The organism is Enterobacter quasiroggenkampii (genome assembly GCF_043972695.1).
Classification (GTDB): domain Bacteria; phylum Pseudomonadota; class Gammaproteobacteria; order Enterobacterales; family Enterobacteriaceae; genus Enterobacter; species Enterobacter quasiroggenkampii.
Genome location: NZ_CP143745.1, coordinates 1,393,547 through 1,420,186, shown reverse-complemented (window position 1 = coordinate 1,420,186; position 26,640 = coordinate 1,393,547). Strand labels below are relative to the sequence as shown.

The window sequence follows — 26,640 nt, the reverse complement described above, 5'->3', positions numbered from 1 at the left end:
ATTGGTTAACCATAAAATATTTGTGGTTAATCGATTGCCTAAAATCATTGTTCCCTCGAATGTTACTGTTAGAATGCGCAAAGATTCGCTTTTGGGCTATCAGGAAACAGTATGAAACCAACCACCATCTCCTTACTGCAGAAATGCAAACAGGAAAAAAAACGCTTCGCCACCATCACCGCGTATGACTACAGCTTCGCCAAACTGTTTGCCGAAGAGGGGATCAACGTCATGCTGGTCGGGGATTCGTTAGGGATGACGGTACAAGGACATGATTCCACCCTGCCGGTGACGGTTGAGGACATCGCTTACCATACCCGCGCCGTGCGCCGTGGCGCTCCAGCCTGTCTGCTGCTTTCCGATCTGCCGTTTATGGCCTATGCCACGCCGGAACAGGCATTCGAAAACGCGGCGGCAGTGATGCGTGCCGGTGCCAATATGGTCAAAATTGAAGGCGGCGCCTGGCTTGTTGATACGGTGAAGATGCTCACCGAGCGCGCCGTGCCGGTGTGCGGGCATTTAGGCCTGACGCCGCAGTCCGTCAATATCTTCGGCGGCTACAAGGTGCAGGGCCGCGGCGATGCCGCCCAGACGCTGCTGGATGATGCTCTGGCGCTGGAAGCCGCAGGTGCACAGCTGCTGGTGCTGGAGTGCGTGCCGGTTGAGCTGGCGAAACGCATTACCGACGCGCTGTCCATTCCGGTGATTGGTATCGGTGCAGGCAACGTGACCGACGGTCAGATTCTGGTGATGCACGATGCCTTCGGTATCACCGGCGGACACATCCCGAAATTTGCCAAAAATTTCCTCGCCGAAGCGGGCGACATGCGCGCTGCGGTCAGGCAGTATATTGCCGACGTTGAATCCGGTGTTTACCCGGGTGAAGAACACAGTTTCCATTAAGGAGTCTCGTTGTGCTAATCATTGAAACCCTGCCGCTGCTTCGCCAGCATATCCGCCGCGCGCGTCAGGAAGGTAAACGTATCGCACTGGTCCCGACCATGGGCAATCTGCATGACGGCCACATGAAGCTCGTCGACGAAGCCCGCGCGCGGGCAGATATCGTGGTGGTCAGTATCTTCGTGAACCCCATGCAGTTTGACCGCGCAGACGATCTGGCGCGCTACCCGCGCACCCTGCAGGAAGATTGCGAGAAGCTCAAAAAACGCCACGCGGATATCGTCTTCTCACCTGCACCGGCTGATGTTTACCCGCAGGGTACCGAAGAGGCAACCTACGTTGACGTCCCGGGCATTTCCACCATGCTCGAAGGCGCGAGCCGCCCGGGCCATTTCCGCGGTGTTTCCACCATCGTCAGCAAGCTGTTCAACCTGGTACAGCCGGACGTTGCCTGCTTTGGCGAGAAAGACTTCCAGCAGCTGGCGCTGATCCGCAAGATGGTTGCGGATATGGGTTACGATATCGAGATTGTCGGCGTACCTATCGTACGCGCCAAAGACGGGCTGGCACTCAGCTCGCGTAATGGCTACCTGACCGCCGAACAGCGTAAAATCGCGCCGGGTCTCAGCAAGGTCATGAACACCATGGCTGAGCAGATGCTGGCAAAAGAGTTAACAGCAGAAGAGATTATCGCCCTTGCCGAGCAGGCGCTTAACGATAAAGGCCTTCGTGCTGACGACGTACAAATTCGTGATGCTGATACGCTGCTGGAATTAACCCAGAACAGCAAGCGCGCAGTCATCCTGGTGGCGGCCTGGCTAGGTCAGGCGCGTCTGATCGACAATAAAGTGGTTGAGCTGGCGTAGTTCCTTTCACCCCTGATAATTATAGGTAAACGTAATGATTCGCAAAATGCTGCAAGGTAAGCTTCACCGTGTGAAAGTCACGCAGGCCGACCTGCACTATGAAGGCTCCTGCGCCATTGACCAGGATTTCCTTGATGCAGCAGGTATCCTCGAAAACGAAGCGATTGATATCTGGAACGTGAACAACGGTAAACGCTTCTCTACCTACGCGATTGCCGCCGAGCGCGGTTCTAAAATCATCTCCGTAAACGGCGCTGCGGCGCACTGCGCGGACGTGGGTGATATCGTGATCATCGCCAGCTTCGTGATGATGTCTGACGAAGAAGCGCGTCGCTGGCAGCCTAAAGTCGCCTACTTCGAAGGTGAGAATGAAATGAAGCGCACCGCAAAGGCGATTCCGGTTCAGGTTGCCTGATGTTTATCCCTGCGGCTGATTGCTGATCAGCCGCGACATCGTCTCCAGCGAATCCGTTCTTAAGATATACAGGCGCTTCAGCAAGAACGGATTATCCCCCGGTTTGACCTTCCCTCGTACCGTCGTCACCGCCAGATGGAACCCGGCGTCATTCGCAGCTTTAATCGCCTTATCGTCATAACCGCCGAACGGGTACGAGAGGTAGAGCACGTGCGGGTTAAACTGCGCCAGGTCGCGGCGCGAGCGCTTAAAATCAAACAAAATATTGTGATAGCTGCGGCTCAGTAAAATGGGCTGATGGTTGTCGTCGACGCGGTGCAGGAAGTGCGTGTGGGACTGATAGTCGAACACGTCATGCATCTGCTCCAGCTCCGACACGCTCATAAACTGCAGGAATTTTGGCGCCCATTTTTGCGGGTGGCGCTTGATGCGCGACGAGATGATGAACGCCGTCGCCTTAAAGCCATACGCTTTGAGGATCGGGTAAGCATAGCGGTTAACGGACTTCAGGCCATCGTCGAAGGTAATCACCACCGATTTCGCCGGCAGGTTCATCTTGTTGCGCACATACCCTTCCAGCTGATACAGGGTCAGGGTGGTATAGCCCTGATCGCGCAGCCAGGTCATCTGGTTGTTGAACGCACGCACGCTGGTGGTCGTGGAGGTATGGCGAAAACGGGTGTTCTCTTCGTCGCGCAAAATATGGTGGTAGGTAATAACCGGAATGCCGTTATCTTCCTGCGCGTCCAGGCTGCTGATCCAGGCCAGGCGGTTGCCGATGCGGATCTGGAACCAGGTCTGATTGAGGCGATCTTTGAGCTTGTTCAGGATCGGATAGCGAAGATTGGCGCTTAAGGTGCCGAAGGGTGCGCTACCGTTGTTCGGGGCGTTATAAACGGGCGTGTCTTTCCACGTTATCAGATTTTGATTGCTCAGCGGTTTATTCAAATCCCCCAGGCCATCCTCGACGCGCTGTTTGCCCTGCACCGGCTCCAGGTGCCCCTTGTCGATAAAGCCCGTGCCAAATCCGAAGCGAAATTCATAGTAGTCCGCCGCCGCAGGCACCACCGCAAGGATCTGCCCTGCCCGCACGTTGCCAACGTTAATGACGCTGTTGCCGACCTGCGCCCAAATCGCCGCATCTTCGGTGGTTTGCATATATTGAGCAGGCAGTCTTTGCTGACTTAATAAACTGGCAGAAGAAGTGCCGGAGACGAACATCAATAGCAGGAAAACAATACGCGTGAACATGAGGGTCTTATTCGAAGCGGAAATACTTATGCCATTGTAGCAAAAGCGACATCAATACCAATGTTTAATTCTTATACAGGTCATGAAGCAGGACAAAAGGGGGATTTTTTTGCTGCTGATGCCACAAGCTGCTGACGCCCGGTGTACCCTGCGCGACGATAACGTTACGGAACGCCGCGCTGGTTAATGTTTCGCGCTGGGGATACATCATTTCAAGCAATGGAAGGCTAATACCGGAGATCACCTCGCAGCCGTCGTGCTTATGGCTCATCAGGGCCGCAGCACGGTACGGCGCCGCGCCGGATTTATCAGTAAGAAAAATGACGCCCTCTCCAGTGTCAGTTTCATGCAGGGCATCGCACATCATCCGGCCAAGCATGTTGGTGCTCAAGCCGCGCCAGTAGTTGACGGCGCGACACTGTGGCAGTGGACCAAACCTGGCTTCCAGCTTCAGCAGCATGTCCTGCGCCCGTTCATCGTGGCAGGTGATAACCCATCCCAGCATAACTCTCTCCTTAGCAGGCAAGTAGTTTAGCGGAGTGAAGGTTAGCTTACGGTGATAACTGTCAAAGAAAATGCCCGGCAAACAGAATGTCGCCGGGCTGAGGGCTAGCTGCGCAGACCGCGTCCGCGCTGGATCAGGTACCAGCACAGCAGGTAGAAGACGATGATGAACACCGCCAGCACCGCCACCGTGGTAAACAGCGGCACATCGGTGGTGCCGAGGAAGCCGAAGCGGAAGCCGCTGATCATATAGACGATCGGGTTCAGGTGCGACAGCGCCTGCCAGAACGGCGGCAGCAGCGTCAGGGAGTAGAACACCCCGCCAAGATAGGTCAGCGGCGTCAGCACGAAGGTCGGGATCAGGCTGATGTCGTCAAACGTTTTGGCAAACACGGCGTTCAGCAAACCGGCCAGCGAGAAGAGTATTGCCGTCAGGAGCAGCGTCAGCGCGACGAACAGCCAGGAGTGCACCTGGAACGGGACAAAGAACAGCGAAATCGCCGTGACCAGGAACCCGACGCACAGCCCGCGCGCCACGCCGCCGCCGACGTAACCGGCAATAATGACGTGCGTTGGCACCGGTGCAACCAGCAGCTCTTCAATATTGCGCTGGAACTTGGCGCTAAAGAACGATGACGCCACGTTGGCATAGGCGTTGGTGATCACCGCCATCATAATCAGGCCCGGCACGATAAACTGCATATAGGTAAAGCCGTGCATCTCACCAATCCGGGAACCAATCAGGTTACCGAAGATGATGAAATAGAGCGTCATCGTGATGACCGGCGGCACCAGGGTTTGCACCCAGATGCGCATAAAGCGGTTAATCTCTTTCGCCCAGATGCTTTTCAGCGCGACCCAGTAAAGATGCGTCATGCCTTGTCTCCTTGTTTATCCTGCACCAGAGAGACAAACAGCTCTTCCAGTCGGTTCGCTTTGTTACGCATACTTAAGACCTGAATACCCTGCGCGCTCAGCTGTGAAAACACGCTGTTGATGCCCTGCTCGCGCAGCACTTCCACTTCCAGCGTCGAGGTATCGACGAGGCGGTATTGATAGCCTTCGAGCTTCGGCAGCGGGCTCTTTGCCGCCAGATCGAGAATAAAGGTTTCGGATTTCAGCTTGGAGAGCAAGTTCTTCATCGAGGTGTTTTCCACCAGCTCGCCGTGCTGAATGATGCCGATGTTGCGGCACAGCATTTCTGCCTCTTCCAGATAGTGGGTGGTCAGAATAATGGTGGTGCCTTTGTCGTTGAGGTCTTTGAGGAAGCCCCACATGGAGCGGCGCAGTTCAATATCGACACCCGCCGTTGGCTCATCAAGAATCAGCAGTTTTGGCTCGTGCATCAGCGCGCGGGCAATCATCAGACGGCGCTTCATCCCGCCGGATAACATCCGGGCGCGTTCGTTACGCTTTTCCCACAGGTCGAGCTGCTTGAGGTATTTTTCGCTCCGCTCCAGGGCCTCTTTACGCTCAACGCCGTAATAACCCGCCTGGTTAACGACGATCTGCTGCACCGTCTCAAACGGATTGAAGTTGAACTCCTGCGGCACCAGACCCAGCTGACGCTTGGCGTTCACCACATCTTTTTGCAGGTCATAACCAAAGACGCTCACCCGGCCGGACGTTTTATTGACCAGCGAACTGATAATCCCAATGGTGGTCGATTTCCCCGCGCCGTTCGGCCCCAGAAGCGCGTAAAAATCACCGGCCTCTACTTTTAGATCTATTCCGCGCAGCGCCTGAACGCCGCCCGGATAGGTTTTTTTAAGCTGCTCAAGCTCCAGTGCAATTGCCATGAAATTAACTTACCTTCAGTTCTGACACACGTTGTGTGGTTTCATTAAAAGTCGGGTTACCCTATAGTAGCGCAACGCAATTACTCGGTTACAGGTCGCTAACCTCCATGAACAACATAGATACACTCATCAGCAACAATGCACTATGGTCAAAAATGCTGGTGGAGGAAGACCCCGGATTTTTTGGAAAACTCGCGCAGGCGCAAAACCCACGCTTTCTCTGGATTGGATGCTCCGACAGTCGCGTACCGGCGGAGCGCCTGACCGGCCTTGAGCCCGGCGAACTGTTTGTTCACCGCAACGTTGCCAACCTGGTGATTCACACCGATCTCAACTGTCTTTCTGTTGTTCAGTATGCCGTTGACGTTCTGCAAGTCGAGCACATCATCATTTGCGGCCACTACGGCTGCGGCGGCGTGCAGGCGGCGGTTGAAAACACGGAGCTGGGGCTCATTGATAACTGGCTGCTGCACATCCGCGATATCTGGTTCAAACATAGCTCACTGCTGGGCGAAATGCCGCAGGAGCGTCGCATGGATACCCTGTGTGAACTCAACGTGATGGAGCAGGTGTATAACCTGGGCCACTCAACGATCATGCAATCGGCGTGGAAACGCGGGCAGAAGGTCTCGATCCACGGCTGGGCGTACGGTATTCACGACGGTCTGCTGCGCAACCTGGAGGTGACCGCCACCAACCGCGAAACGCTGGAGCAGCGTTACCGTTCGGGAATTGCCAACCTTCAGCTTAAGCACGTAAACCATAAATAAAGCCGGGTAGCGGCTGCGCCTTACCCGGCCTACATGTGCCCATTCGTAGGCCCGGTAAGCGCAGCGCCACCGGGCAACAAACCGCAATTATTCGTCCAGCAATACCACTTTCCCAACATACGGCAGATGGCGATAACGCTGTGCGTAGTCAATGCCGTAACCGACGACGAATTCGTCAGGAATAGAGAAACCGACAAACTCTACCGGCACCTGCACTTCACGGCGGTCAGGTTTATCCAGCAGGGTGCAAATCGCCAGCGATTTTGGCTCACGCAGGCTCAGGATCTCGCGCACTTTTGACAGCGTGTTGCCGGAGTCGATGATGTCCTCAACGATCAACACATCTTTACCACGAATATCTTCATCCAGATCTTTCAGGATTTTCACATCACGGGTGGTGGACATGCCGCTGCCGTAGCTGGAGGCGGTCATAAAATCGACCTCATGGGGCACGTGCACTTCACGGCACAGGTCGGCCATGAACATGAAAGAGCCGCGCAACAGACCGACCAGCACCATTTCGCTGCCGCTGTCCTTGTAATGTTCGGTGATTTGACGACCCAGTTCGGCGATACGCGCTTTGATCTCGGCTTCCGGGATCATCACTTCAACAGTATGTTTCATATTACTAACCAAATGATTTTAATGAAAATCTCTCAATACGGATGAGTTAATATCCAGCACTGATACGCAAGCCAGCCATTATATCAGCAAATGGATAACCCTGGCGTATGAGTTATAAAAAGCAAATATTGTGATTCCGATCACACTTGTTAATACCTATAATTAGTTGCTAGCAAATTATTAACAAAAACTGACGAGTACACTTTCTATGGCTGAAACAAACTCTAAACAGCCGCGTCTACTGGTGACATTAACAGCGCTATTCGCCGCCTTCTGCGGCCTGTACCTGTTAATCGGTGGCGTCTGGCTGGTCGCGATCGGCGGCTCCTGGTACTACCCGATTGCGGGCCTGGTTATGCTTGGCGTAACCGTCCTGCTCTGGCGTAGAAAACAATCTGCACTGTGGCTGTATGCCGCACTCCTTCTTGCCACCATGATCTGGGGCGTCTGGGAAGTCGGCTTTGACTTCTGGGCGCTGACGCCGCGCAGTGACATCCTGGTCTTCTTCGGTATCTGGCTGATCCTGCCGTTCGTCTGGCGTCGCCTGATCGTGCCGTCCAGCGGTGCCGTTGCGGCGCTGGTGGTGGCGCTGCTGATCAGCGGCGGTATCCTGACATGGGCTGGCTTTAACGACCCGCAGGAGATCAACGGTACGCTGAACGCAGAATCCACGCCTGCGGCAGCGATCTCACAGGTCGCTGACGGCGACTGGCCTGCCTATGGTCGTAACCAGGAAGGCCAGCGTTACTCTCCGCTGAAGCAGATCAACGCGGACAACGTTAAGAACCTGAAAGAAGCCTGGGTATTCCGTACCGGCGACCTGAAGATGCCGAACGATCCGGGTGAACTGACCAACGAAGTGACGCCAATTAAAGTCGGCGATATGCTTTATCTGTGTACGGCGCACCAGCGTCTGTTCGCGCTCGACGCGGCCACCGGTAAAGAGAAATGGCACTTCGATCCGCAGCTGAACTCCAACCCGTCCTTCCAGCACGTGACCTGCCGTGGCGTCTCTTATCACGAAGCGCGCGCCGATAACGCGAGCCCGGAAGTGGTTGCCGACTGTCCGCGCCGCATTATGCTGCCGGTCAACGATGGTCGTCTGTTCGCCATCAATGCCGAAACGGGCAAGCTGTGTGAAACCTTTGCCAACAAAGGTATCCTGAATCTGCAGACCAATATGCCGGACACCACGCCGGGTCTGTACGAGCCAACCTCGCCGCCAATCATCACCGATAAAACCATCGTGATTGCCGGTTCGGTAACGGATAACTTCTCCACGCGTGAAACCTCCGGCGTTATCCGTGGTTTCGACGTGAATACCGGTAAACTGCTGTGGGCCTTCGACCCGGGCGCGAAAGATCCGAATGCGATCCCGTCGGACGAGCACACCTTTACCTTTAACTCGCCAAACTCCTGGGCACCTGCAGCGTATGACGCGAAGCTGGATCTGGTCTACCTGCCGATGGGCGTTACTACGCCAGATATCTGGGGCGGTAACCGCACGCCGGAGCAGGAACGTTATGCCAGCGCTATCGTGGCATTGAACGCGACCACCGGTAAGCTGGCCTGGAGCTATCAGACCGTTCACCACGATCTGTGGGATATGGATATGCCGTCCCAGCCGACGCTGGCGGACATTACCGTTAACGGCAAAACCGTACCGGTGATTTACGCTCCGGCGAAAACCGGCAACATCTTCGTACTGGATCGCAGCAACGGCAAGCTGGTTGTGCCGGCACCGGAAAAACCGGTTCCGCAGGGTGCGGCGAAAGGTGATTACGTCAGCAAAACCCAGCCGTTCTCCGATCTGAGCTTCCGTCCGAAGAAAGACCTCAGCGGGGCAGACATGTGGGGTGCCACAATGTTTGACCAGCTGGTGTGCCGCGTGATGTTCCATCAGCTGCGCTATGAAGGCATCTTCACGCCGCCTTCTGAGCAGGGCACGCTGGTCTTCCCGGGTAACCTGGGGATGTTCGAGTGGGGCGGGATCTCCGTTGACCCTAACCGTCAGGTCGCTATCGCCAACCCAATGGCGCTGCCGTTCGTTTCCCGTCTGATCCCACGCGGTCCGGGCAACCCAATGGAGCAGCCGAAAGACGCGAAAGGCAGCGGTACCGAAGCCGGTATTCAGCCCCAGTATGGCGTACCGTTCGGCGTAACGCTGAACCCGTTCCTGTCGCCGTTTGGTCTGCCGTGTAAACAGCCTGCCTGGGGTTACATCTCCGGTCTGGATCTGAAAACTAACCAGATCGTGTGGAAAAAACGTATTGGTACCCCGCAGGACAGCATGCCGTTCCCGATGCCGGTTCCTGTGCCGTTTAATATGGGTATGCCAATGCTGGGTGGCCCAATCTCCACCGCCGGTAACGTGCTGTTCATCGCGGCAACCGCAGATAACTACCTGCGCGCGTACAACATGACCAACGGTGAGAAACTGTGGCAAGGCCGTCTGCCAGCGGGTGGACAAGCCACGCCGATGACCTATGAAGTGAATGGCAAGCAGTACGTTGTCATCTCTGCGGGCGGTCACGGTTCGTTTGGCACGAAGATGGGCGACTATATCGTCGCGTATGCACTGCCTGACGAAAACAAGTAACTGAAAAGCCCGGTGGCGCTTACGCTTACCGGGCCTACGGGTACGCTATGTAGGCCGGGTAAGGCGAAGCCGCCACCCGGCTTTTTTATACGGTAAAGCCCAGCATCATCCCCGTATCTTCATGCTCCAGCAGATGGCAGTGCGCCATATAGGCAAACTCCTTCGGCGCATCGTGGTCAAACTTCACCAGCACCTCGCTGACGCCGCCTTCCACCTTTACCGTATCCTTCCAGCCCGCGCGATGCGCGTCCGGCGCTTTGCCGTTCTCAGAAAGAATGCGGAACTGCGTACCGTGAATATGGAACGGATGCAGCATCATGTCCCCTTCACCTGAAATCACCCAGCGCTCAAACTGCCCTTTTGTCGCTGCAAACATCGGCGTGTTCATGTCGAACGCTTTACCGTTGATCATATTGGCGTTATGGAAATCAAAGCCATGGTCGCCGTGATTCATGTTACCCATGCCGTCCATTTTGCCGTGGTCCATATTCATGTGGCCCATCATCTGCCCGTGATGCATCCCCGCCATCGCCTTATCACCATATTTCGCCATCAGCGCCTGCATGCCCATCATATCGAGCATCGGGTTCATGGAGAGCTGCAGTTTGCGTTGCGTAAGCCCATCAAGCGACGGAAGGGCCGGCAGAGTGGTTAACGTATCAGGCAGCGTGCCGGAAGCGGTCACCTGTAACGGCTGAATACGCAGCACCGGATGCGGCTTGTCAAACGGCGCGACCGCCATCCCCATCTGACTAACCGGCAGGGTCACGAGGTCAAACACCTTGCCGTCGCTGATATCCACCAGCACCTCAAAACGCTCCCCCATCAGCATCGGCAGTTCGTTGACCTTCACCGGCTCAGGCAGCAGCCCGCCGTCGCTGGCGACCACGTACAGCGGACGCTTATCGCTGGTGGCAAAGTTGAGTGAACGCGCGTTACAGCCGTTAAGCAGACGCAGTCGCAGCCAGCCTTTCGGCGCAGCGTGCTGAGGATAAATGGCGCCGTTGGTCAATAGCGTGTCGCCAAACCAGCCTACCGCCGCGCTCATCACGTCCAGTTGGTAGTCAATTTGCCCGTCAGCGGTGAATTTCTTGTCCTGCACAATCACCGGCACATCGTCGATGCCCCATTGTTTCGGCAGGCGCAGCAGGCGGCTCTCGTCGTCTTCAATCAGCACCAGTCCCGCCAGCCCCATCGCCACCTGATGGCCCGTTTTGCCATGCTGATGCGGATGGAACCAGCAGGTCGCCGCGCGCTGGTCGGGCGTAAAGGTGACGCTGCGCGAACCGCCTGCTTTGATGATACCCTGCGGCCCGCCGTCTACCTCGCCCGGCACTTCCAGTCCGTGCCAGTGCACCGTCGTCTCTTCAGCAAGCGTATTGTGGATATCCACCGTCACCGCCTTCCCTTTGCGCAGCTGCAGCGCCGGGCCGAGCAGATTGCCGTTATAGCCCCAGGTTGTCGCGTTGTGCGCACCGAACAGCGTGCTGCCGGACTGAACAACAAGCTTGATACGGCTACGGGCATCCGCGGTCAGCAAATCAGGGATGGGTAAGGCAGGCCTGTCAGCCGCAAAAACCGCGCGGCTCCAGAGAGGCAATGCGCTGGCAGCACCCAGCGCCACGGAATATTTTAAAAAATCACGACGTTGCATGTTCATTTCCTTATTTCCAGCAGGCGATCTTTTGAGCATAAACCCTCCCCTTACCGGAAGGTCAAGTAAAGCGGCAATAATAAAGATCGTCGCACTGGCATCAAGTATGCTAACGTTAATTTTCCGTGAAGAAGTGGTAGAAGCAATGAAGACGTTTTTCAGGACAATTTTGTTCGGTAGCCTGATGGCAATGTGTGCGAACAGCTATGCGCTAAGTGAAAATGAAGCGGAAGATATGGCCGATTTAACGGCGGTTTTTGTATTCCTGAAAAATGATTGTGGCTACCAGAATTTACCCAACGGGCAAATTCGCCGCGCGCTGGTCTTTTTTGCCCAGCAGAACCAGTGGGATCTCAGCAACTACGACAGCTTCGACATGAAGGCGCTCGGCGAAGACAGCTACCGTGACCTAAGCGGTATTGGCATTCCCACTTCTAAAAAATGCAAAGCGCTGGCTCGCGACTCACTCAGCCTGCTCGCCTACGTCAAATAACCTTCCCGACGCCCCCTGTTGAACCTATAGCCGTGCAACCACGGTTATAGTTAGCTATCATGTTTCGCTCATTTTTTGTGAGCGTAACGGATGTTAACAAAGGAGGAGTCCGCGTATGGCCGACCACACGTTGTGGCATGAAACACTGCATGACCAGTTTGGTCAGTACTTTGCCGTTGATAACGTGCTCTATCATGAGAAAACCGATCACCAGGATCTGATCATCTTCGAGAATGCTGCCTTTGGCCGCGTCATGGCCCTGGATGGCGTCGTGCAAACGACCGAGCGAGATGAGTTTATCTATCATGAGATGATGACCCATGTCCCGCTGCTGGCGCACGGCCACGCGAAGCATGTCCTGATTATCGGCGGTGGCGACGGCGCAATGCTGCGTGAAGTTTCCCGCCATCGTTCCATTGAAACCATCACCATGGTAGAAATCGATGCGGGCGTCGTCTCTTTCTGCCGCCAGTATCTGCCCAACCACAATGCCGGCAGCTATGACGACCCGCGCTTTAGCCTGGTGATTGACGACGGCGTTAACTTCGTTAACCAGACCTCGCAGACCTTTGACGTGATCATCTCCGACTGCACCGATCCTATCGGTCCCGGCGCGTCGCTGTTTACCTCCTCGTTCTACGAAGGCTGCAAGCGCTGTCTGAACCCGGGCGGGATCTTCGTCGCCCAAAATGGCGTCTGCTTCCTGCAGCAGGATGAAGCGCTGGATAGCCACCGGAAGCTGAGCACCTATTTCGAGGATGTCAGCTTCTATCAGGCGGCAATTCCAACCTACTACGGCGGAATCATGACCTTTGCCTGGGCGACGGATAACGACGTCTTACGTCATCTCTCCACCGAAATTATTCAGGCCCGCTTCCATCAGGCCGGTCTTCAGTGCCGATACTACAATCCGGCTATTCATACCGCAGCGTTTGCTCTGCCGCAGTACCTGCAAGACGCATTATCCACTAAGGGGGTGAGCTAATTGAAAAAGCTTAAACTGCATGGCTTTAACAACCTGACCAAAAGCCTGAGTTTTTGTATTTACGATATCTGCTATGCCAAAACAGCGGAAGAACGCGATGGTTACATCGCCTATATCGACGAACTCTACAACGCCAACCGTCTGACCGAGATCCTGTCAGAAACCTGTTCCATTATCGGCGCCAACATCCTGAATATCGCCCGACAGGATTATGAACCTCAGGGCGCCAGCGTGACCATCCTGGTCAGCGAAGAGCCGGTTGACCCGAAGCTTATCGACAAAACGGAACATCCGGGCCCGCTGCCGGAAGTGGTGGTTGCCCACCTGGATAAAAGCCATATCTGCGTCCATACCTACCCGGAGAGTCACCCGGAAGGTGGGCTGTGTACGTTCCGCGCCGATATTGAAGTGTCGACCTGCGGCGTGATTTCCCCGCTCAACGCGCTGAACTATCTCATCCACCAGCTGGAATCGGATATCGTCACGATTGATTATCGCGTGCGCGGCTTTACCCGTGATGTCAACGGCATGAAGCACTTCATCGACCACGAGATCAACTCTATTCAGAACTTTATGTCCGAGGACATGAAATCACTGTATGACATGATGGACGTGAACGTGTATCAGGAAAACATCTTCCATACCAAGATGTTACTTAAGGAATTCGACCTTAAGCACTATATGTTCCACACGAAGCCGGAAGATTTGAGCGAAGAAGAGCGTAAGGCGATTACTGACCTGCTCTGGAAAGAGATGCGCGAGATTTACTACGGCCGTAATATTCCGGCCGTGTAAGTGTTGCCCGGAGCAGGGACGCTTCGGGAAGTTACCGCTGTTTCATGAACTCGCGGTAGGCATTCACCACCTGAAGGAAGTCTTCAACGCCGCACAGCGACAGGCTTTCTTCGTCATAGTAGCTCATCCCCTCTTCCATCTCGTCGCCTGAAAACTCGAGCTGGTTGGCACGCACCATGACCTCTTCACCGTCCATCCACAGCGTGTATTCGTGCCCGGCGCGTTGCCAGGAGCGTTCACTGCCTTTCACCGTATTTGCCGCCTGTTCAACCTCATCAAGAAGGGCGAGATTTTCTTTCACCTCTTCGTTAAACCAGTGTCCAACGGCTTCGTGGCCCATCGACATACGCACTTTCACCACTCCGGTGATGTCGCGCAGAAATTCGTAATCCATAGTGTTTTCCTCTGCAAAGCCATTAGGGTAATTATCGCAGCAGAGAGGAAGAAAAAAAGCGTGAGAGGTGGGAGGAATGAAAATAAAAAGGTGAGAGCAAGACCCTGCGGCCTGATGCCCTCACCCCGTCCCTCTCCCACGGGAGAGGGTGCAAACACTAAAAACCGTCTCGTAGAGACGGTTTTGCTGCTTATACTGCCGTCTGGAAGATAACCCCGTCAGCCTTCTCGGTGTACTGAGAGAGCTGGTCGAAGTTCAGGTAGCGATAGGTATCCACCGCGGTCTTATCCACCTGAGCCACAAAGGTCTGGTACTCTTCCGGCGTTGGCAGTTTGCCAATCAGCGCCGCAACCGCCGCCAGCTCCGCAGAGGCCAGGAAGACATTCGCACCGGTACCTAAACGGTTCGGGAAGTTACGGGTCGAGGTGGAAACCACCGTCGCGCCGTCGGCGACGCGCGCCTGGTTGCCCATACACAGGGAACAGCCAGGAATTTCAATACGCGCCCCGCTCTTACCAAACACGCTGTAGTAGCCCTCTTCGGTCAACTGAGCCGCGTCCATACGGGTTGGCGGCGCCACCCACAGACGGGTTGGCAGCTGGCCTTTGTGTGTATCCAGCAGCTTGCCAGCCGCACGGAAGTGGCCGATGTTGGTCATGCAGGATCCGATGAACACTTCGTCGATCTTCTCGCCCTGAACTTCGGACAGCGGACGCGCGTCGTCCGGATCGTTCGGTGCACACAGGATTGGCTCTTTGATATCCGCCAGATCGATGTCGATCACCGCCGCGTACTCTGCGTCAGCATCAGCTTCCAGCAGTTGCGGATCGGCCAGCCATTTCTCCATGCCCTGGATACGACGCTCCAGCGTACGACGGTCGCCGTAGCCTTCTGCGATCATCCACTTCAGCAGCACGATGTTAGAGTTCAGATACTCAATAATCGGCTCTTTGTTCAGCTTGATGGTACAGCCCGCAGCTGAACGCTCAGCGGAGGCATCGGTCAGCTCGAACGCCTGCTCAACCTTCAGATCCGGCAGACCTTCGATTTCCAGGATACGGCCAGAGAAGATGTTTTTCTTCCCTTTCTTCTCAACGGTCAGCAGACCCTGTTTAATCGCATACAGCGGGATCGCGTGAACCAGGTCGCGCAGGGTAATACCCGGCTGCATTTTACCTTTGAAGCGCACCAGCACCGATTCCGGCATATCCAGCGGCATCACACCCGTCGCCGCAGCAAACGCCACCAGACCGGAACCCGCCGGGAAGGAGATACCGATTGGGAAACGGGTATGGGAGTCACCGCCGGTACCCACGGTATCCGGCAGCAGCATGCGGTTCAGCCAGGAGTGAATTACGCCGTCGCCCGGACGCAGGGAAACACCGCCGCGGTTCATGATGAAGTCTGGCAGCGTATGGTGCGTGGTTACGTCAACCGGCTTCGGATACGCCGCAGTGTGGCAGAAGGACTGCATCACCAGATCGGAAGAGAAGCCCAGGCACGCCAGGTCTTTCAGTTCGTCACGGGTCATTGGGCCAGTGGTGTCCTGAGAGCCTACGGAGGTCATCTTCGGCTCGCAGTATGCGCCAGGACGAACACCGGCGACGCCGCAGGCGCGACCGACCATTTTCTGCGCCAGAGAGTAACCGCGATTGCTCTCCGCTACGTCTTTCGCGTGACGGAATACATCACTGTGCGGCAGACCCAGCGCTTCACGCGCTTTGGTGGTCAGGCCACGACCGATGATCAGCGGAATACGGCCACCGGCACGCACTTCGTCGATCAGCACGTCGGTTTTCAGCTCAAAGCTCGCCAGCAGTTCGTTGGTTTCGTGGTTACGCACTTCACCTTTGTACGGGTAAACGTCAATCACGTCGCCCATGTTCAGGTTGGAGACGTCCACTTCGATCGGCAGTGCGCCCGCATCTTCCATGGTGTTGAAGAAGATCGGTGCAATTTTACCACCGAGGCACAGGCCGCCGCCGCGTTTGTTTGGCACATGCGGGATGTCGTCACCCATGAACCACAGCACGGAGTTGGTCGCGGATTTACGGGAAGAACCGGTACCCACAACGTCACCCACGTAGGCCAGCGGGAACCCTTTTTTCTGCAGGGCTTCGATCTGTTTGATCGGACCAACGCTGCCAGGCTGATCCGGCTCAATGCCTTCACGGGCGTTTTTCAGCATCGCCAGGGCGTGCAGAGGGATATCCGGGCGAGACCACGCGTCCGGTGCCGGAGAGAGGTCATCGGTGTTGGTTTCACCGGTCACTTTGAAGACGGTAACGGTGATTTTTTCAGCAAGTGCTGGACGATTCAGGAACCATTCGGCATCCGCCCAGGACTGCATCACCTGCTTCGCATAGACGTTGCCTGCTTTGGCTTTTTCTTCCACATCGTAGAAGTTATCGAACATCAACAGCGTAGACGAGAGCGCTTTAGCGGCAATCGGTGCCAGCTTGTCGTTATCAAGCGCGTCAATCAGCGGATGAATGTTGTAACCACCCTGCATGGTGCCGAGCAGTTCAATGGCTTTTTCAGGAGTAACCAGTGGGGAGGTGGCTTCGCCTTTGGCGATAGCAGCAAGGAATCCGGCTTTTACGTAGGCAGCTTCATCTACGCCAGGCGGTACGCGGTTGATCAACAGATCTAACAGGAATTCTTCTTCGCCCTTAGGCGGGTTCTTCAGCAGCTCGACGAGCGCGGCCATTTGGGTTGCATCTAAAGGTTTGGGTACAATTCCCTCGGCGGCACGTTCTGCTACGTGCTTACGGTATTCTTCTAGCACGACGGTTCTCCTCGCTCTCATTGTCATATGCGGCGGGCGTTCTCTTCACGCTCCTGTGAGACAGCAGTTTGTAGGGTAAATGCCCGATACCGCGTCGGGCAGCATAGCAGGATTTCTGCACAGTGTTAATCCGTTTACAAAAAAGCAACATTAAAAAATTTGCTGAATCGTTAAGCATGGTGTAGCGGGGATTTAGGCCACCATTTTGCGGTTTCTTCCGCACCGTGACGCTTCAGTTTTTCCTTCATCAGATATAATTGTGTAATAAATACTCACACTCTTTATCCGGACGTACCGGACGCTTCCCAATAAAAGTCAAAACAGTAAAAGACGGGTGAATAATACTCACGCCAACCGTAGCGCCTCACGGCACAGCGCTTGTCTCGTTGGAGTCATTTTATGAAGTTGCCCTTTAAGCCACATCTGCTCGTCCTTCTGTGCAGTGCCGGGCTGCTTGCCGCCTCAGGCGTCATGTTTGTCAAAAGCCGCGCAACGGAACCCGTTGCGCCCGCCCCCGTCGCTCAACAACCGGCTGCACCCGCTGCACCGGCAGCAGCAACGCCCGCTCCAGTCGTCGCGCCAACCTATACTGCCGCGCAAATCGATCAGTGGGTTGCCCCTATCGCGCTCTACCCGGACGCCCTGCTGTCACAGATCTTGATGGCCTCGACTTACCCGGCCAACGTGATTCAGGCGGCGCAGTGGTCAAAAGACAACCCTAAAATGGAAGGGGACGCCGCCATTCAGGCCGTTGCCAGCCAGCCATGGGATCCGAGCGTAAAATCGCTGGTCGCGTTTCCTCAGCTCATGTCGCTGATGGGTGAAAACCCGCCGTGGGTACAAAATTTGGGCGATGCGTTTCTTGCGCAGCCGAAAGACGTGATGGATTCCGTTCAGCGCCTGCGCGCGCTGGCACAGAAGACAGGCGCGTTACAATCCACGCCTCAGCAGACGGTCACCACCGTGACTAAACCGGCTCCGGCTAAAACCAGCACCACCGAGGCAACGACGACAACCACAACCACGTCTGCGCCCGCGCCAACGGTGATCAAAATTGAATCTGCCGATCCGCAGGTTGTGTACGTCCCCACCTATAACCCCAACACGGTTTATGGGACCTGGCCCAACACTGCCTATCCGCCCACCTATCTCCCGCCTACACCCGGGGAGCAGTTTGGCAACAGCTTCGTCAACGGCTTAGGCTTCAGCCTGGGTGTCGCCACAACCTATGCCATTTTCAGCAACATCGACTGGGATGACGACGATGACTGGGATCATCATCATGACGGTGACTGGGATAATCACGGCGGCTATAACCGCAACGGTGATAACAACATCAATATCAACGTTGAGAACTTCAATAAAATCAGCGGACAGCGTCTGACGGACGCCAACCGTACCTGGCAGCATAACCCGGCCTATCGGGAAGGTGTGCCCTATCCGACTAACCAGCTCAACACCCGTTTCCACTCCACCAGCACGGCTACCGGGCTAAGCTCAACGCAGCAAAAACCGGTTAACCGGGACAGCCAGCGTCAGGCGGCCCTGAGCCAGATGGAGAAATCCACGGGTAAAACCTTCCCGCAAACGGCACGTCCCGGCACGAAAGACGTGCAGCGTCAGGCCTCAAGTGAACAGCTGAAGCAGATTTCCCAGCGCAATAACTACCGTGGCTACGACACCAAACCGCAGACGGCGAAGCGAACCACCACACAGCAGCGAGAAAATCGCCAGACCACCGCGCAGAGACAAGAGAAACGGGTTTCGCAGCCCGCGCAGCAACGCACTCTGCAGCAGCGGAACAGCCAGCCCCGGGCCAATGCGCTGAGCGGCAACGACAGCCGCTCCGCGAACTGGCAGGCGCAGCAGCAGCGTGGTGCGCAAAGCAGACAGCTTGCGGCTCGCCAGCAGCAGCCGCGTCAGGCGTCTGGTGGACGCGCTGAACGCCGTGAAATTCGACATCGCTAAGGGAACCGACATGAAAAGTAAACTACTCAGTGGAATGGTGTTGTTCATGCTTTCGGCCTCGGCGATGGCGCAGCAGTCCTTCAGCACGCCCGATCAGGCGACCGATGCGCTGGCCAACGCCATTGATGAGCATAATGAGCGCGCGATGAGCAACCTGCTTGGAGAGAACTGGCGCGATTTTCTGCCCCCTGAAGGCGTTGATCCGGATGCCGTCGATCGTTTCCTGCGCGACTGGAAAGTCCGTCACAACACCGTTGTCGAAGGGGATACGGCGCATCTTGTTGTCGGCGATAACAGCTGGCAGCTTCCCATCCCGGTGATCAAAACCGCAACTGGTTGGCAATTCGATATCAAAGAAGGGGCGGAAGAGATCCTGACCCGCGAAATCGGGCGTAACGAACTTGCCGCCATTGAAGCCTTACATGCCTATGTTGATGCGCAGCAAAGCTACTTTGCGATGAACCAGAAATACGCGCAGAAGATTGTCAGCTCGAAGGGCAAAAAAGACGGTTTGTACTGGCCCGCCTCTCCCGGCGAAGCGCCCAGTCCGCTCGGACCGGCATTTAGCCCAAAAGAGCCGGGTACCGGCTATCACGGCTATCGCTTTCGGATCCTGCCGGATAAAAACGGTTTCGCGATGGTGGCCTGGCCGGTTAGCTACGGCGAGACGGGCGTGATGAGCTTTGTAATAAATCAGGACGACAAGGTGTACCAGTCCGATCTCGGCAGCGAGTCGGAGCAAAAGGCCCGGGCGCTGGCCTCATACGCGCCTGATAAAACCTGGCAGCCCGTCGAACCCTGAATACCCGCTCTGCCTGTAGGCCGGGTAAGGCGAAGCCGCCCCCCGGCTTTTTAACTTACAGAATATTGGCGACTGATTTCGCCAACTGAGCTTCCAGAACCGGTTTGGCTTCTTCAAACTTCAGGTTTACTTTGTTAGCATTCGACACCACGCGGGTTTGATACTTCGCACGGTCGCCATGCCGATCAGCCCCGCAGCCAGCCCCACGCGCTGCGCCGGAGGAGTTGCTGTTGTAGGCCGTGATACCGGCACCCAGCGCGGCACCCACAGCGGCACCTTCATAGCCGGTTTTCAGGTAGCCCTGAGATTCACGCAGGTCCATTTTGTCTGCTTTCAGAACGTTAGCCTGCACCCAATAGTATGCGCTGTCAGGAGAGCTGGTGACCTTGTATCCCTTGGCACTCAGATCGTTTGCCAGCAGCGTCTGCAGATTGCTCATGTCTTTATCAGAAGTGTTTTTAACCTGAATGTAGACCGTTTTTTCACTGGATGGCTCAAGCCAGATGGTTTCACTCATCTGCGTTTTTACTTCCAGGTTGCGTTTTTTCACCGCCGTCGTCATCGCACCGCACCCGGTCAGCGTCATCACTGCCGCTAATTAGCCAATCCCCATCACTTTCTTCAAAGACATGTTATTTCCTTTTTGTGTGTAATCAAAAGTCCAGAATCGTTAACCGTGCGGCCAGTAGCTACACAATGGTGCAAAAGGTATCGGCAGACAGATGAAAATTTTTAGAGGAAATAACAATAAGTTACCTACCATAATGGGTAGTTTTCAGGCAAAAAAAAACGCCTCCAGAGGAGGCGTTAGCAATCAGGGAAGAAACTTATTTCTTCTTCGCTTTCGCGTTTGGCAGGTCGGTGATGCTGCCTTCAAACACTTCTGCCGCCAGGCCCACGGACTCGTGCAGAGTCGGGTGTGCGTGGATGGTCAGCGCGATGTCTTCAGCGTCACAACCCATTTCGATAGCCAGACCGATTTCACCCAGCAGCTCGCCGCCGTTGGTACCGACAATCGCACCACCGATTACGCGGTGAGTCTCTTTGTCGAAGATCAGTTTGGTCATACCGTCTGCGCAGTCGGAAGCGATAGCACGGCCAGAAGCAGCCCACGGGAAGGTGGCGGTTTCGTAGCTGATGCCTTTCTCTTTCGCTTCTTTCTCAGTCAGACCAACCCATGCCACTTCTGGCTCGGTGTACGCGATAGATGGGATCACTTTCGGATCGAAGTAGTGCTTCATGCCGGCGATAACTTCAGCGGCAACGTGGCCTTCGTGAACACCTTTGTGCGCCAGCATTGGCTGACCGACGATATCGCCGATAGCAAAGATGTGCGGCACGTTGGTGCGCAGCTGTTTGTCAACGCGGATGAAGCCACGGTCGTCCACTTCCACGCCAGCTTTGCCCGCGTCGAGGTTTTTACCGTTCGGTACACGACCGATAGCCACCAGCACGGCGTCGTAACGCTGTGGTTCGGATGGGGCTTTTTTGCCTTCCATGGAAACGTAAATACCGTCTTCTTTCGCTTCAACGGCAGTCACTTTGGTTTCCAGCATCAGGTTGAATTTCTTGCTGATGCGCTTGGTGAAGACTTTAACGATGTCTTTGTCGGCAGCCGGGATCACCTGGTCGAACATTTCAACCACGTCGATCTCTGAACCCAGCGCATGGTACACGGTACCCATTTCCAGACCGATGATACCGCCGCCCATAACCAGCAGACGCTTAGGAACGGTTTTCAGCTCCAGCGCATCGGTGGAATCCCACACGCGTGGATCTTCATGTGGAATGAAAGGCAGTTCGATTGGGCGAGAGCCTGCCGCGATGATCGCGTTGTCGAAGTTGATCACGGTTTTGCCGTTTTCGCCTTCCACTTCCAGGGTGTTCGCACCGGTGAATTTACCCAGACCGTTTACCACTTTCACTTTACGGCCTTTGGCCATACCCGCCAGACCGCCGGTCAGCTGAGTGATAACTTTCTCTTTCCAGGTACGAATTTTGTCGATGTCGGTTTTCGGCTCGCCGAAGACGATACCGTGTTCAGCCAGCGCTTTGGCTTCTTCGATAACTTTCGCTACGTGCAGCAGCGCTTTAGAAGGGATACAGCCGACGTTCAGACAAACACCGCCGAGGGTGCTGTAACGTTCTACGATGACGGTTTCCAGACCTAAATCCGCTGCGCGAAATGCTGCGGAGTAACCTGCCGGGCCTGCCCCAAGTACTACGACCTGAGTTTTGATTTCTGTGCTCATCATGACCTCTTAGTTTATACCCGTCGTCCACCGGGTCGTTCTATCCGCCCGCAGTTTACAAAATTGTTAACAATTTTGAAACAACAAACGGCTCACGAATTGTCGCTTTCGCCAATAACCTCACAAACACCATGAGATTATCAGAAAAAAGCCGGCCGACTGGCCGGCTTTTCGATTACATCACCAGGCGGCGAATGTCGCTCAGCATGTTGTTGATGATGGTGATGAAACGCGCACCATCAGCACCGTCGATCACGCGGTGGTCGAAGGACAGAGAGATTGGCATCATCAGACGCGGCACGAACTCTTTGCCATTCCACACCGGCTCCATCGCGGACTTGGACACACCGAGGATAGCCACTTCCGGCGCGTTCACAATCGGCGCGAAGTGGGTGGTACCCAGGCCGCCGATGCTGGAGATGGTGAAGCAACCGCCCTGCATTTCGCCGGCAGTCAGCTTACCATCACGCGCTTTCTTGGAGATGGTGGTCAGTTCACGGGACAGCTCAGTGATGCTCTTCTTGTTCACGTCTTTGAAGACCGGAACAACCAGACCATTTGGCGTATCAACCGCAACACCGATGTTGATGTATTTCTTCAGCGTCAGCTTCTGGCCGTCTTCGGACAGGGAGCTGTTGAAGCGTGGCATCTGTTCCAGAGCCGCAGCAACCGCCTTCATGATGAAGACCACTGGGGTGAATTTCACGTCCAGTTTACGCTTCTCAGCTTCGGCGTTCTGCTGTTTACGGAACGCTTCCAGATCGGTGATATCGGTCTTATCGAAGTGCGTAACGTGCGGGATCATCACCCAGTTACGGCTCAGGTTCGCACCAGAGATTTTCTGGATACGGCCCAGTTCCACTTCTTCAATCTCGCCGAACTTGCTGAAGTCCACTTTCGGCCATGGCAGCATGCCCGGGATACCGCCGCCAGCGGCTGCAGCTGGTGCAGCTTCGGCGCGTTTCACCGCGTCTTTCACGTAGGTCTGAACGTCTTCGCGCAGGATACGACCCTTACGGCCGGTCCCTTTCACTTTCGCCAGGTTCACACCGAATTCGCGCGCCAGGCGACGAATCAGCGGCGTCGCGTGGACGTAAGCGTCGTTTTCAGCGAACTCTGATTTTTCTGCTTTTGCAGCAGGGGCAGCGGCTGGTTTAGCAGCCTGAGCCGGTGCAGCAGCCGGTGCTGGAGCAGCCGCGGCAGCCGGAGCTGCGGCAGGCGCAGCGCCTTCCACTTCGAAGACCATGATCAGAGAGCCGGTAGACACTTTGTCGCCGGTGCTGATTTTGATCTCTTTAACGGTACCCGCGAATGGCGCAGGGACTTCCATAGAAGCCTTGTCGCCTTCAACGGTGATCAGTGACTGTTCAGCGGCAACTTTGTCGCCCACTTTTACCATCACTTCGGTGACTTCAACTTCATCACCGCCGATGTCCGGTACGTTAACGTCTTTCGCGCCGCCAGCAGCGGCTGGTGCTGCGGCTGGCGCCGGAGCAGCGGCCTGTGCAGGCGCGGCAGCAGGTGCAGCACCTGCCACTTCGAAGATCATGATCAGGGAGCCAGTAGACACTTTGTCACCGGTGTTGATCTTGATCTCTTTAACGGTACCCGCAAACGGTGCTGGCACTTCCATAGAGGCTTTGTCGCCTTCTACGGTGATCAGTGACTGCTCGGCCGCAACGGTATCGCCCACTTTCACCAGGATCTCAGTCACTTCAACTTCGTCACCGCCGATGTCAGGCACGTTCACTTCTTTCGCACTCGCGGCAGCTGCTGGAGCAGCGGCGGCCGGAGCGGCTTTCTTCTCTTCCTGCGCAGGTGCAGCAGCGGCTGCACCGTCGGCGGAATCGAAAATCATGATCAGTTTGCCAGTCTCGGTTTTATCGCCAACAGAGACTTTGATCTCTTTAACGATGCCAGCCTGAGGAGACGGGACTTCCATAGAGGCTTTGTCGCCTTCTACGGTGATCAGCGACTGTTCAGCTTCAACTTTGTCGCCTACTTTGACCAGGATCTCGGTGATTTCAACTTCATCAGCCCCGATGTCCGGTACATTGATTTCGATAGCCATTATTCTTTTACCTCTTACGCCAGACGCGGGTTAACTTTTTCTGCATCGATGTTGAATTTGGTGATTGCGTCCGCAACCACTTTCTTATCGATTTCGCCACGTTTAGCCAGTTCGCCCAGTGCTGCTACAACCACGTAAGAAGCATCAACTTCGAAGTGGTGACGCAGGTTTTCGCGGCTGTCAGAACGACCGAAGCCGTCAGTACCCAGAACGCGATAATCATCAGCTGGAACGTAAGTACGAACCTGCTCAGCGAACAGTTTCATATAGTCAGTAGACGCCACCGCTGGCGCGTCGTTCATCACCTGAGCGATGTACGGAACGCGTGGGGTTTCCATTGGGTGCAGCATGTTCCAGCGCTCACAATCCTGGCCATCACGCGCCAGTTCAGTGAAGGAGGTCACAGAGTACACATCGGAACCGACACCGTAGTCTTTCGCCAGGATCTGTGCTGCTTCACGAACATGACGCAGGATAGAACCGGAGCCCAGCAGCTGAACTTTACCTTTGCTACCTTCGATGGTTTCGAGTTTATAGATACCTTTACGGATACCTTCCTCGGCACCTGCTGGCATTGCCGGCATGTGGTAGTTTTCGTTCAGGGTGGTGATGTAGTAGTAAATGTTCTCCTGCGCTTCACCGTACATGCGCTGCAGACCGTCATGCATGATGACTGCCACTTCATACGCGTAAGACGGGTCGTAAGAGATACAGTTAGGGATAGTCAGAGACTGAATGTGGCTGTGACCATCTTCGTGCTGCAGACCTTCACCGTTCAGGGTCGTACGACCGGAAGTACCACCGATCAGGAAGCCGCGAGCCTGCTGGTCGCCTGCCTGCCAGCACAGGTCACCGATACGCTGGAACCCGAACATGGAGTAGTAAATGTAGAACGGGATCATCGGCAGGTTGTTGGTGCTGTAAGAGGTCGCAGCAGCCAGCCAGGATGCGCCTGCGCCCAGCTCGTTGATACCTTCCTGCAGGATCTGACCTTTCTCGTCTTCTTTGTAGTAAGCAACTTGCTCACGGTCCTGCGGGGTGTACTGCTGGCCGTTCGGGCTGTAGATACCGATCTGACGGAACAGACCTTCCATACCGAAAGTACGCGCTTCGTCGGCGATGATTGGCACGAGGCGATCTTTGATCGACTTGTTCTTCAGCATCACGTTCAGGGCACGAACGAAAGCGATAGTGGTAGAGATCTCTTTGTTCTGCTCTTCCAGCAGCTGAGAGAAGTCTTCCAGCGCTGGCAGTTCCAGCTTCTCGGTGAAGTTAGGCTGGCGAGCTGGCAGGTAGCCTTTCAGCGCCTGACGACGTTCGTGCAGGTACTTGTGCTCTTCAGAGCCTTCCGGGAAGGTGATGTAAGACAGGTTTTCTACCTGCTCATCGGTGACTGGAACGTTGAAACGGTCGCGGATATAACGCACGCCGTCCATGTTCATTTTCTTAACCTGGTGAGCGATGTTTTTACCTTCTGCGGTATCACCCATGCCGTAACCTTTGATGGTGTGGGCCAGGATTACAGTCGCTTTACCTTTGGTTTCACGCGCTTTTTTCAGTGCAGCGTAGATTTTCTTCGGATCGTGACCACCGCGGTTCAGGGCCCAGATCTGCTCATCAGTCCAGTCTGCAACCAGGGCTGCGGTTTCTGGATATTTGCCGAAGAAGTGCTCACGCACGTAGGCACCGTCTTTGGATTTGAAGGTCTGGTAGTCACCGTCAACGGTTTCGTTCATCAGCTGGATCAGTTTACCGCTGGTGTCTTTACGCAGCAGTTCGTCCCAACGGGAACCCCACATGACTTTGATCACGTTCCAGCCAGCACCTGCGAAGATGCCTTCCAGTTCGTTGATGATCTTGCCGTTACCGGTTACCGGACCATCCAGACGCTGCAGGTTACAGTTGATGATGAAGCACAGGTTGTCCAGCTTCTCACGGGTCGCGATGGTGATCGCGCCTTTAGATTCTGGCTCATCCATTTCGCCGTCGCCCAGGAAGGCGTATACGGTCTGCTCAGAGGTGTCTTTCAGACCACGGTGTTCCAGATACTTCAGGAATTTCGCCTGGTAGATCGCACCGATTGGGCCCAGACCCATTGATACGGTCGGGAACTGCCAGAATTCAGGCATCAGTTTAGGGTGCGGGTAAGAAGACAGACCTTTACCGTGAACTTCCTGACGGAAGTTGTTCATCTGCTCTTCAGTCAGACGACCTTCCAGGAATGCACGTGCATAGATGCCCGGAGAGATGTGGCCCTGGAAGTACACCAGATCGCCGCCGTCTTTCTCGTTCGCTGCACGGAAGAAGTGGTTGAAGCACACTTCGTAAACGGTCGCAGAAGACTGGAAGGACGCCATGTGGCCACCCAGCTCCAGGTCTTTCTTGGATGCGCGCAGAACGGTCATGATGGCGTTCCAGCGAATTGCAGAACGGATACGACGTTCCAGATCCAGATTGCCCGGGTATTCCGGTTCGTCTTCGACGGCAATCGTGTTTACGTAGTTGCTAGCCCCTGCACCTGAAGCAACCTTCACACCGCCTTTGCGGGCTTCAGAAAGCAGCTGATCAATCAGATACTGAGCGCGCTCAACACCTTCTTCACGGATGACCGATTCGATCGCCTGTAGCCAGTCGCGAGTTTCGATCGGATCCACGTCATTTTGGAGACGTTCTGACATGGGGGTATTCCTTATCTATCTAATACGTTGAT

22 protein-coding genes are annotated in these 26,640 nt (G+C 55.3%); 10 read left to right on the top strand and 12 right to left on the bottom strand.

Translation table 11 applies throughout. The features are described from left to right. Positions 1-111 precede the first annotated feature (111 nt). Genes panB through panD form a run of 3 tightly spaced genes read left to right on the top strand, consistent with a single transcriptional unit; the run spans position 112 to position 2,181 of the window. Complete coding sequence (gene panB / locus V1572_RS06745; RefSeq protein WP_008501941.1) at positions 112-903, top strand: 3-methyl-2-oxobutanoate hydroxymethyltransferase; 792 nt, start codon at positions 112-114, stop codon at positions 901-903. 11 nt (positions 904-914) lie between these two features. Then, positions 915-1,766, top strand: a complete 852-nt coding sequence (gene panC / locus V1572_RS06740) for a pantoate--beta-alanine ligase (protein ID WP_008501942.1) — start codon at positions 915-917, stop codon at positions 1,764-1,766. A gap of 34 nt (positions 1,767-1,800) precedes the next feature. Then, complete coding sequence (panD, locus tag V1572_RS06735; protein ID WP_006173750.1) at positions 1,801-2,181, top strand: aspartate 1-decarboxylase; 381 nt, start codon at positions 1,801-1,803, stop codon at positions 2,179-2,181. Between the two features lie 3 nt (positions 2,182-2,184). Here panD and V1572_RS06730 read toward each other — a convergent pair whose 3' ends face one another. From V1572_RS06730 to V1572_RS06715, 4 genes are all read right to left on the bottom strand, one after another. Further along, positions 2,185-3,432 carry a polysaccharide deacetylase family protein gene (locus tag V1572_RS06730; RefSeq protein ID WP_048225666.1) on the bottom strand — a complete coding sequence of 416 codons (1,248 nt, stop codon included), beginning with the start codon at positions 3,430-3,432 and terminating at the stop codon, positions 2,185-2,187. 64 nt (positions 3,433-3,496) lie between these two features. Beyond that, positions 3,497-3,937 carry a PTS sugar transporter subunit IIA gene (locus tag V1572_RS06725; protein WP_069720176.1) on the bottom strand — a complete coding sequence of 147 codons (441 nt, stop codon included), beginning with the start codon at positions 3,935-3,937 and terminating at the stop codon, positions 3,497-3,499. 104 nt (positions 3,938-4,041) lie between these two features. Then, positions 4,042-4,812: an ABC transporter permease gene (locus tag V1572_RS06720; protein WP_395299806.1), complete on the bottom strand. Its 771-nt coding sequence runs from the start codon at positions 4,810-4,812 to the stop codon at positions 4,042-4,044. Then, positions 4,809-5,735, bottom strand: coding sequence for an ABC transporter ATP-binding protein (locus V1572_RS06715; protein WP_008501946.1), 927 nt, complete (start codon positions 5,733-5,735; stop codon positions 4,809-4,811). The genes V1572_RS06720 and V1572_RS06715 overlap by 4 nt, the downstream gene beginning before the upstream one ends. Positions 5,736-5,842: 107 nt before the next feature. Here V1572_RS06715 and can point away from each other — a divergent pair, with 107 nt between their 5' ends. Further along, positions 5,843-6,505, top strand: a complete 663-nt coding sequence (can, locus tag V1572_RS06710; protein ID WP_008501947.1) for a carbonate dehydratase — start codon at positions 5,843-5,845, stop codon at positions 6,503-6,505. A gap of 87 nt (positions 6,506-6,592) precedes the next feature. Here the strand turns inward: can and hpt are convergent, their stop codons facing one another. Further along, positions 6,593-7,129 (bottom strand): hypoxanthine phosphoribosyltransferase, encoded by a 537-nt coding sequence (gene hpt, locus V1572_RS06705; protein WP_008501948.1) that lies wholly within the window; start codon positions 7,127-7,129, stop codon positions 6,593-6,595. A gap of 208 nt (positions 7,130-7,337) precedes the next feature. On the opposite strand from hpt, the gene V1572_RS06700 reads away from it, so the two are divergent. Beyond that, entirely contained in the window at positions 7,338-9,728 is a 2,391-nt protein-coding gene (locus V1572_RS06700) for a glucose/quinate/shikimate family membrane-bound PQQ-dependent dehydrogenase (RefSeq protein ID WP_048225662.1), read from the top strand. Between the two features lie 85 nt (positions 9,729-9,813). On the opposite strand, the gene cueO is transcribed toward V1572_RS06700, so the two are convergent. Continuing rightward, on the bottom strand, positions 9,814-11,382 hold the full coding sequence (gene cueO / locus V1572_RS06695; RefSeq protein WP_395299805.1) for a multicopper oxidase CueO: 1,569 nt from the start codon (positions 11,380-11,382) through the stop codon (positions 9,814-9,816). A 145-nt stretch (positions 11,383-11,527) separates the two neighbouring features. Between cueO and V1572_RS06690 the strand changes: the two genes are divergently transcribed. From V1572_RS06690 to speD, 3 genes are all read left to right on the top strand, one after another. Then, entirely contained in the window at positions 11,528-11,875 is a 348-nt protein-coding gene (locus tag V1572_RS06690; protein ID WP_045327862.1) for a YacC family pilotin-like protein, read from the top strand. 115 nt (positions 11,876-11,990) lie between these two features. Continuing rightward, complete coding sequence (gene speE / locus V1572_RS06685) at positions 11,991-12,860, top strand: polyamine aminopropyltransferase (RefSeq protein ID WP_039265690.1); 870 nt, start codon at positions 11,991-11,993, stop codon at positions 12,858-12,860. Beyond that, positions 12,861-13,655 (top strand): adenosylmethionine decarboxylase, encoded by a 795-nt coding sequence (gene speD, locus V1572_RS06680; RefSeq protein ID WP_008501953.1) that lies wholly within the window; start codon positions 12,861-12,863, stop codon positions 13,653-13,655. It abuts the gene before it with no gap. Between the two features lie 31 nt (positions 13,656-13,686). Here speD and yacL read toward each other — a convergent pair whose 3' ends face one another. Together yacL and acnB are read right to left on the bottom strand one after the other, a co-directional pair. Continuing rightward, complete coding sequence (yacL, locus tag V1572_RS06675; protein WP_045907811.1) at positions 13,687-14,049, bottom strand: protein YacL; 363 nt, start codon at positions 14,047-14,049, stop codon at positions 13,687-13,689. 190 nt (positions 14,050-14,239) lie between these two features. Then, positions 14,240-16,837 (bottom strand): bifunctional aconitate hydratase 2/2-methylisocitrate dehydratase, encoded by a 2,598-nt coding sequence (gene acnB, locus V1572_RS06670; protein ID WP_032645211.1) that lies wholly within the window; start codon positions 16,835-16,837, stop codon positions 14,240-14,242. 399 nt (positions 16,838-17,236) lie between these two features. On the opposite strand from acnB, the gene V1572_RS06665 reads away from it, so the two are divergent. Together V1572_RS06665 and V1572_RS06660 are read left to right on the top strand one after the other, a co-directional pair. Further along, positions 17,237-18,805, top strand: coding sequence for a DUF3300 domain-containing protein (locus V1572_RS06665; protein ID WP_248222884.1), 1,569 nt, complete (start codon positions 17,237-17,239; stop codon positions 18,803-18,805). A gap of 10 nt (positions 18,806-18,815) precedes the next feature. After that, complete coding sequence (locus V1572_RS06660; RefSeq protein WP_262796739.1) at positions 18,816-19,607, top strand: DUF2950 domain-containing protein; 792 nt, start codon at positions 18,816-18,818, stop codon at positions 19,605-19,607. Positions 19,608-19,662: 55 nt separating this feature from the next. Here V1572_RS06660 and traT read toward each other — a convergent pair whose 3' ends face one another. The 4 genes from traT to aceE form a co-directional block, all read right to left on the bottom strand. Continuing rightward, positions 19,663-20,193, bottom strand: a complete 531-nt coding sequence (gene traT, locus V1572_RS06655) for a complement resistance protein TraT (RefSeq protein ID WP_262796740.1) — start codon at positions 20,191-20,193, stop codon at positions 19,663-19,665. 241 nt (positions 20,194-20,434) lie between these two features. Beyond that, entirely contained in the window at positions 20,435-21,859 is a 1,425-nt protein-coding gene (gene lpdA, locus V1572_RS06650; RefSeq protein WP_003856313.1) for a dihydrolipoyl dehydrogenase, read from the bottom strand. A gap of 175 nt (positions 21,860-22,034) precedes the next feature. After that, the gene (gene aceF, locus V1572_RS06645) at positions 22,035-23,930 is read right to left on the bottom strand and encodes a pyruvate dehydrogenase complex dihydrolipoyllysine-residue acetyltransferase (RefSeq protein WP_023326706.1); all 1,896 of its coding nucleotides are present in this window, start codon (positions 23,928-23,930) and stop codon (positions 22,035-22,037) included. Between the two features lie 14 nt (positions 23,931-23,944). Beyond that, on the bottom strand, positions 23,945-26,608 hold the full coding sequence (gene aceE, locus V1572_RS06640; protein ID WP_028015529.1) for a pyruvate dehydrogenase (acetyl-transferring), homodimeric type: 2,664 nt from the start codon (positions 26,606-26,608) through the stop codon (positions 23,945-23,947). Positions 26,609-26,640 lie beyond the last annotated feature (32 nt).

Bases quoted from the DNA above. Each gene is read 5' to 3' on its own strand.
- aceE (WP_028015529.1), bottom strand. From the start codon at position 26,608: ATGTCAGAACGTCTCCAAAATGACGTGGATCCGATCGAAACTCGCGAC.
- panD (WP_006173750.1), top strand. From the start codon at position 1,801: ATGATTCGCAAAATGCTGCAAGGTAAGCTTCACCGTGTGAAAGTCACG.
- panB (WP_008501941.1), top strand. From the start codon at position 112: ATGAAACCAACCACCATCTCCTTACTGCAGAAATGCAAACAGGAAAAA.
- hpt (WP_008501948.1), bottom strand. From the start codon at position 7,129: ATGAAACATACTGTTGAAGTGATGATCCCGGAAGCCGAGATCAAAGCG.
- yacL (WP_045907811.1), bottom strand. From the start codon at position 14,049: ATGGATTACGAATTTCTGCGCGACATCACCGGAGTGGTGAAAGTGCGT.
- cueO (WP_395299805.1), bottom strand. From the start codon at position 11,382: ATGCAACGTCGTGATTTTTTAAAATATTCCGTGGCGCTGGGTGCTGCC.
- V1572_RS06690 (WP_045327862.1), top strand. From the start codon at position 11,528: ATGAAGACGTTTTTCAGGACAATTTTGTTCGGTAGCCTGATGGCAATG.
- aceF (WP_023326706.1), bottom strand. From the start codon at position 23,930: ATGGCTATCGAAATCAATGTACCGGACATCGGGGCTGATGAAGTTGAA.
- V1572_RS06720 (WP_395299806.1), bottom strand. From the start codon at position 4,812: ATGACGCATCTTTACTGGGTCGCGCTGAAAAGCATCTGGGCGAAAGAG.
- V1572_RS06700 (WP_048225662.1), top strand. From the start codon at position 7,338: ATGGCTGAAACAAACTCTAAACAGCCGCGTCTACTGGTGACATTAACA.
- V1572_RS06665 (WP_248222884.1), top strand. From the start codon at position 17,237: ATGAAGTTGCCCTTTAAGCCACATCTGCTCGTCCTTCTGTGCAGTGCC.
- V1572_RS06725 (WP_069720176.1), bottom strand. From the start codon at position 3,937: ATGCTGGGATGGGTTATCACCTGCCACGATGAACGGGCGCAGGACATG.
- V1572_RS06730 (WP_048225666.1), bottom strand. From the start codon at position 3,432: ATGTTCACGCGTATTGTTTTCCTGCTATTGATGTTCGTCTCCGGCACT.
- V1572_RS06715 (WP_008501946.1), bottom strand. From the start codon at position 5,735: ATGGCAATTGCACTGGAGCTTGAGCAGCTTAAAAAAACCTATCCGGGC.
- traT (WP_262796740.1), bottom strand. From the start codon at position 20,193: ATGACGCTGACCGGGTGCGGTGCGATGACGACGGCGGTGAAAAAACGC.
- V1572_RS06660 (WP_262796739.1), top strand. From the start codon at position 18,816: ATGAAAAGTAAACTACTCAGTGGAATGGTGTTGTTCATGCTTTCGGCC.
- speE (WP_039265690.1), top strand. From the start codon at position 11,991: ATGGCCGACCACACGTTGTGGCATGAAACACTGCATGACCAGTTTGGT.
- lpdA (WP_003856313.1), bottom strand. From the start codon at position 21,859: ATGAGCACAGAAATCAAAACTCAGGTCGTAGTACTTGGGGCAGGCCCG.
- can (WP_008501947.1), top strand. From the start codon at position 5,843: ATGAACAACATAGATACACTCATCAGCAACAATGCACTATGGTCAAAA.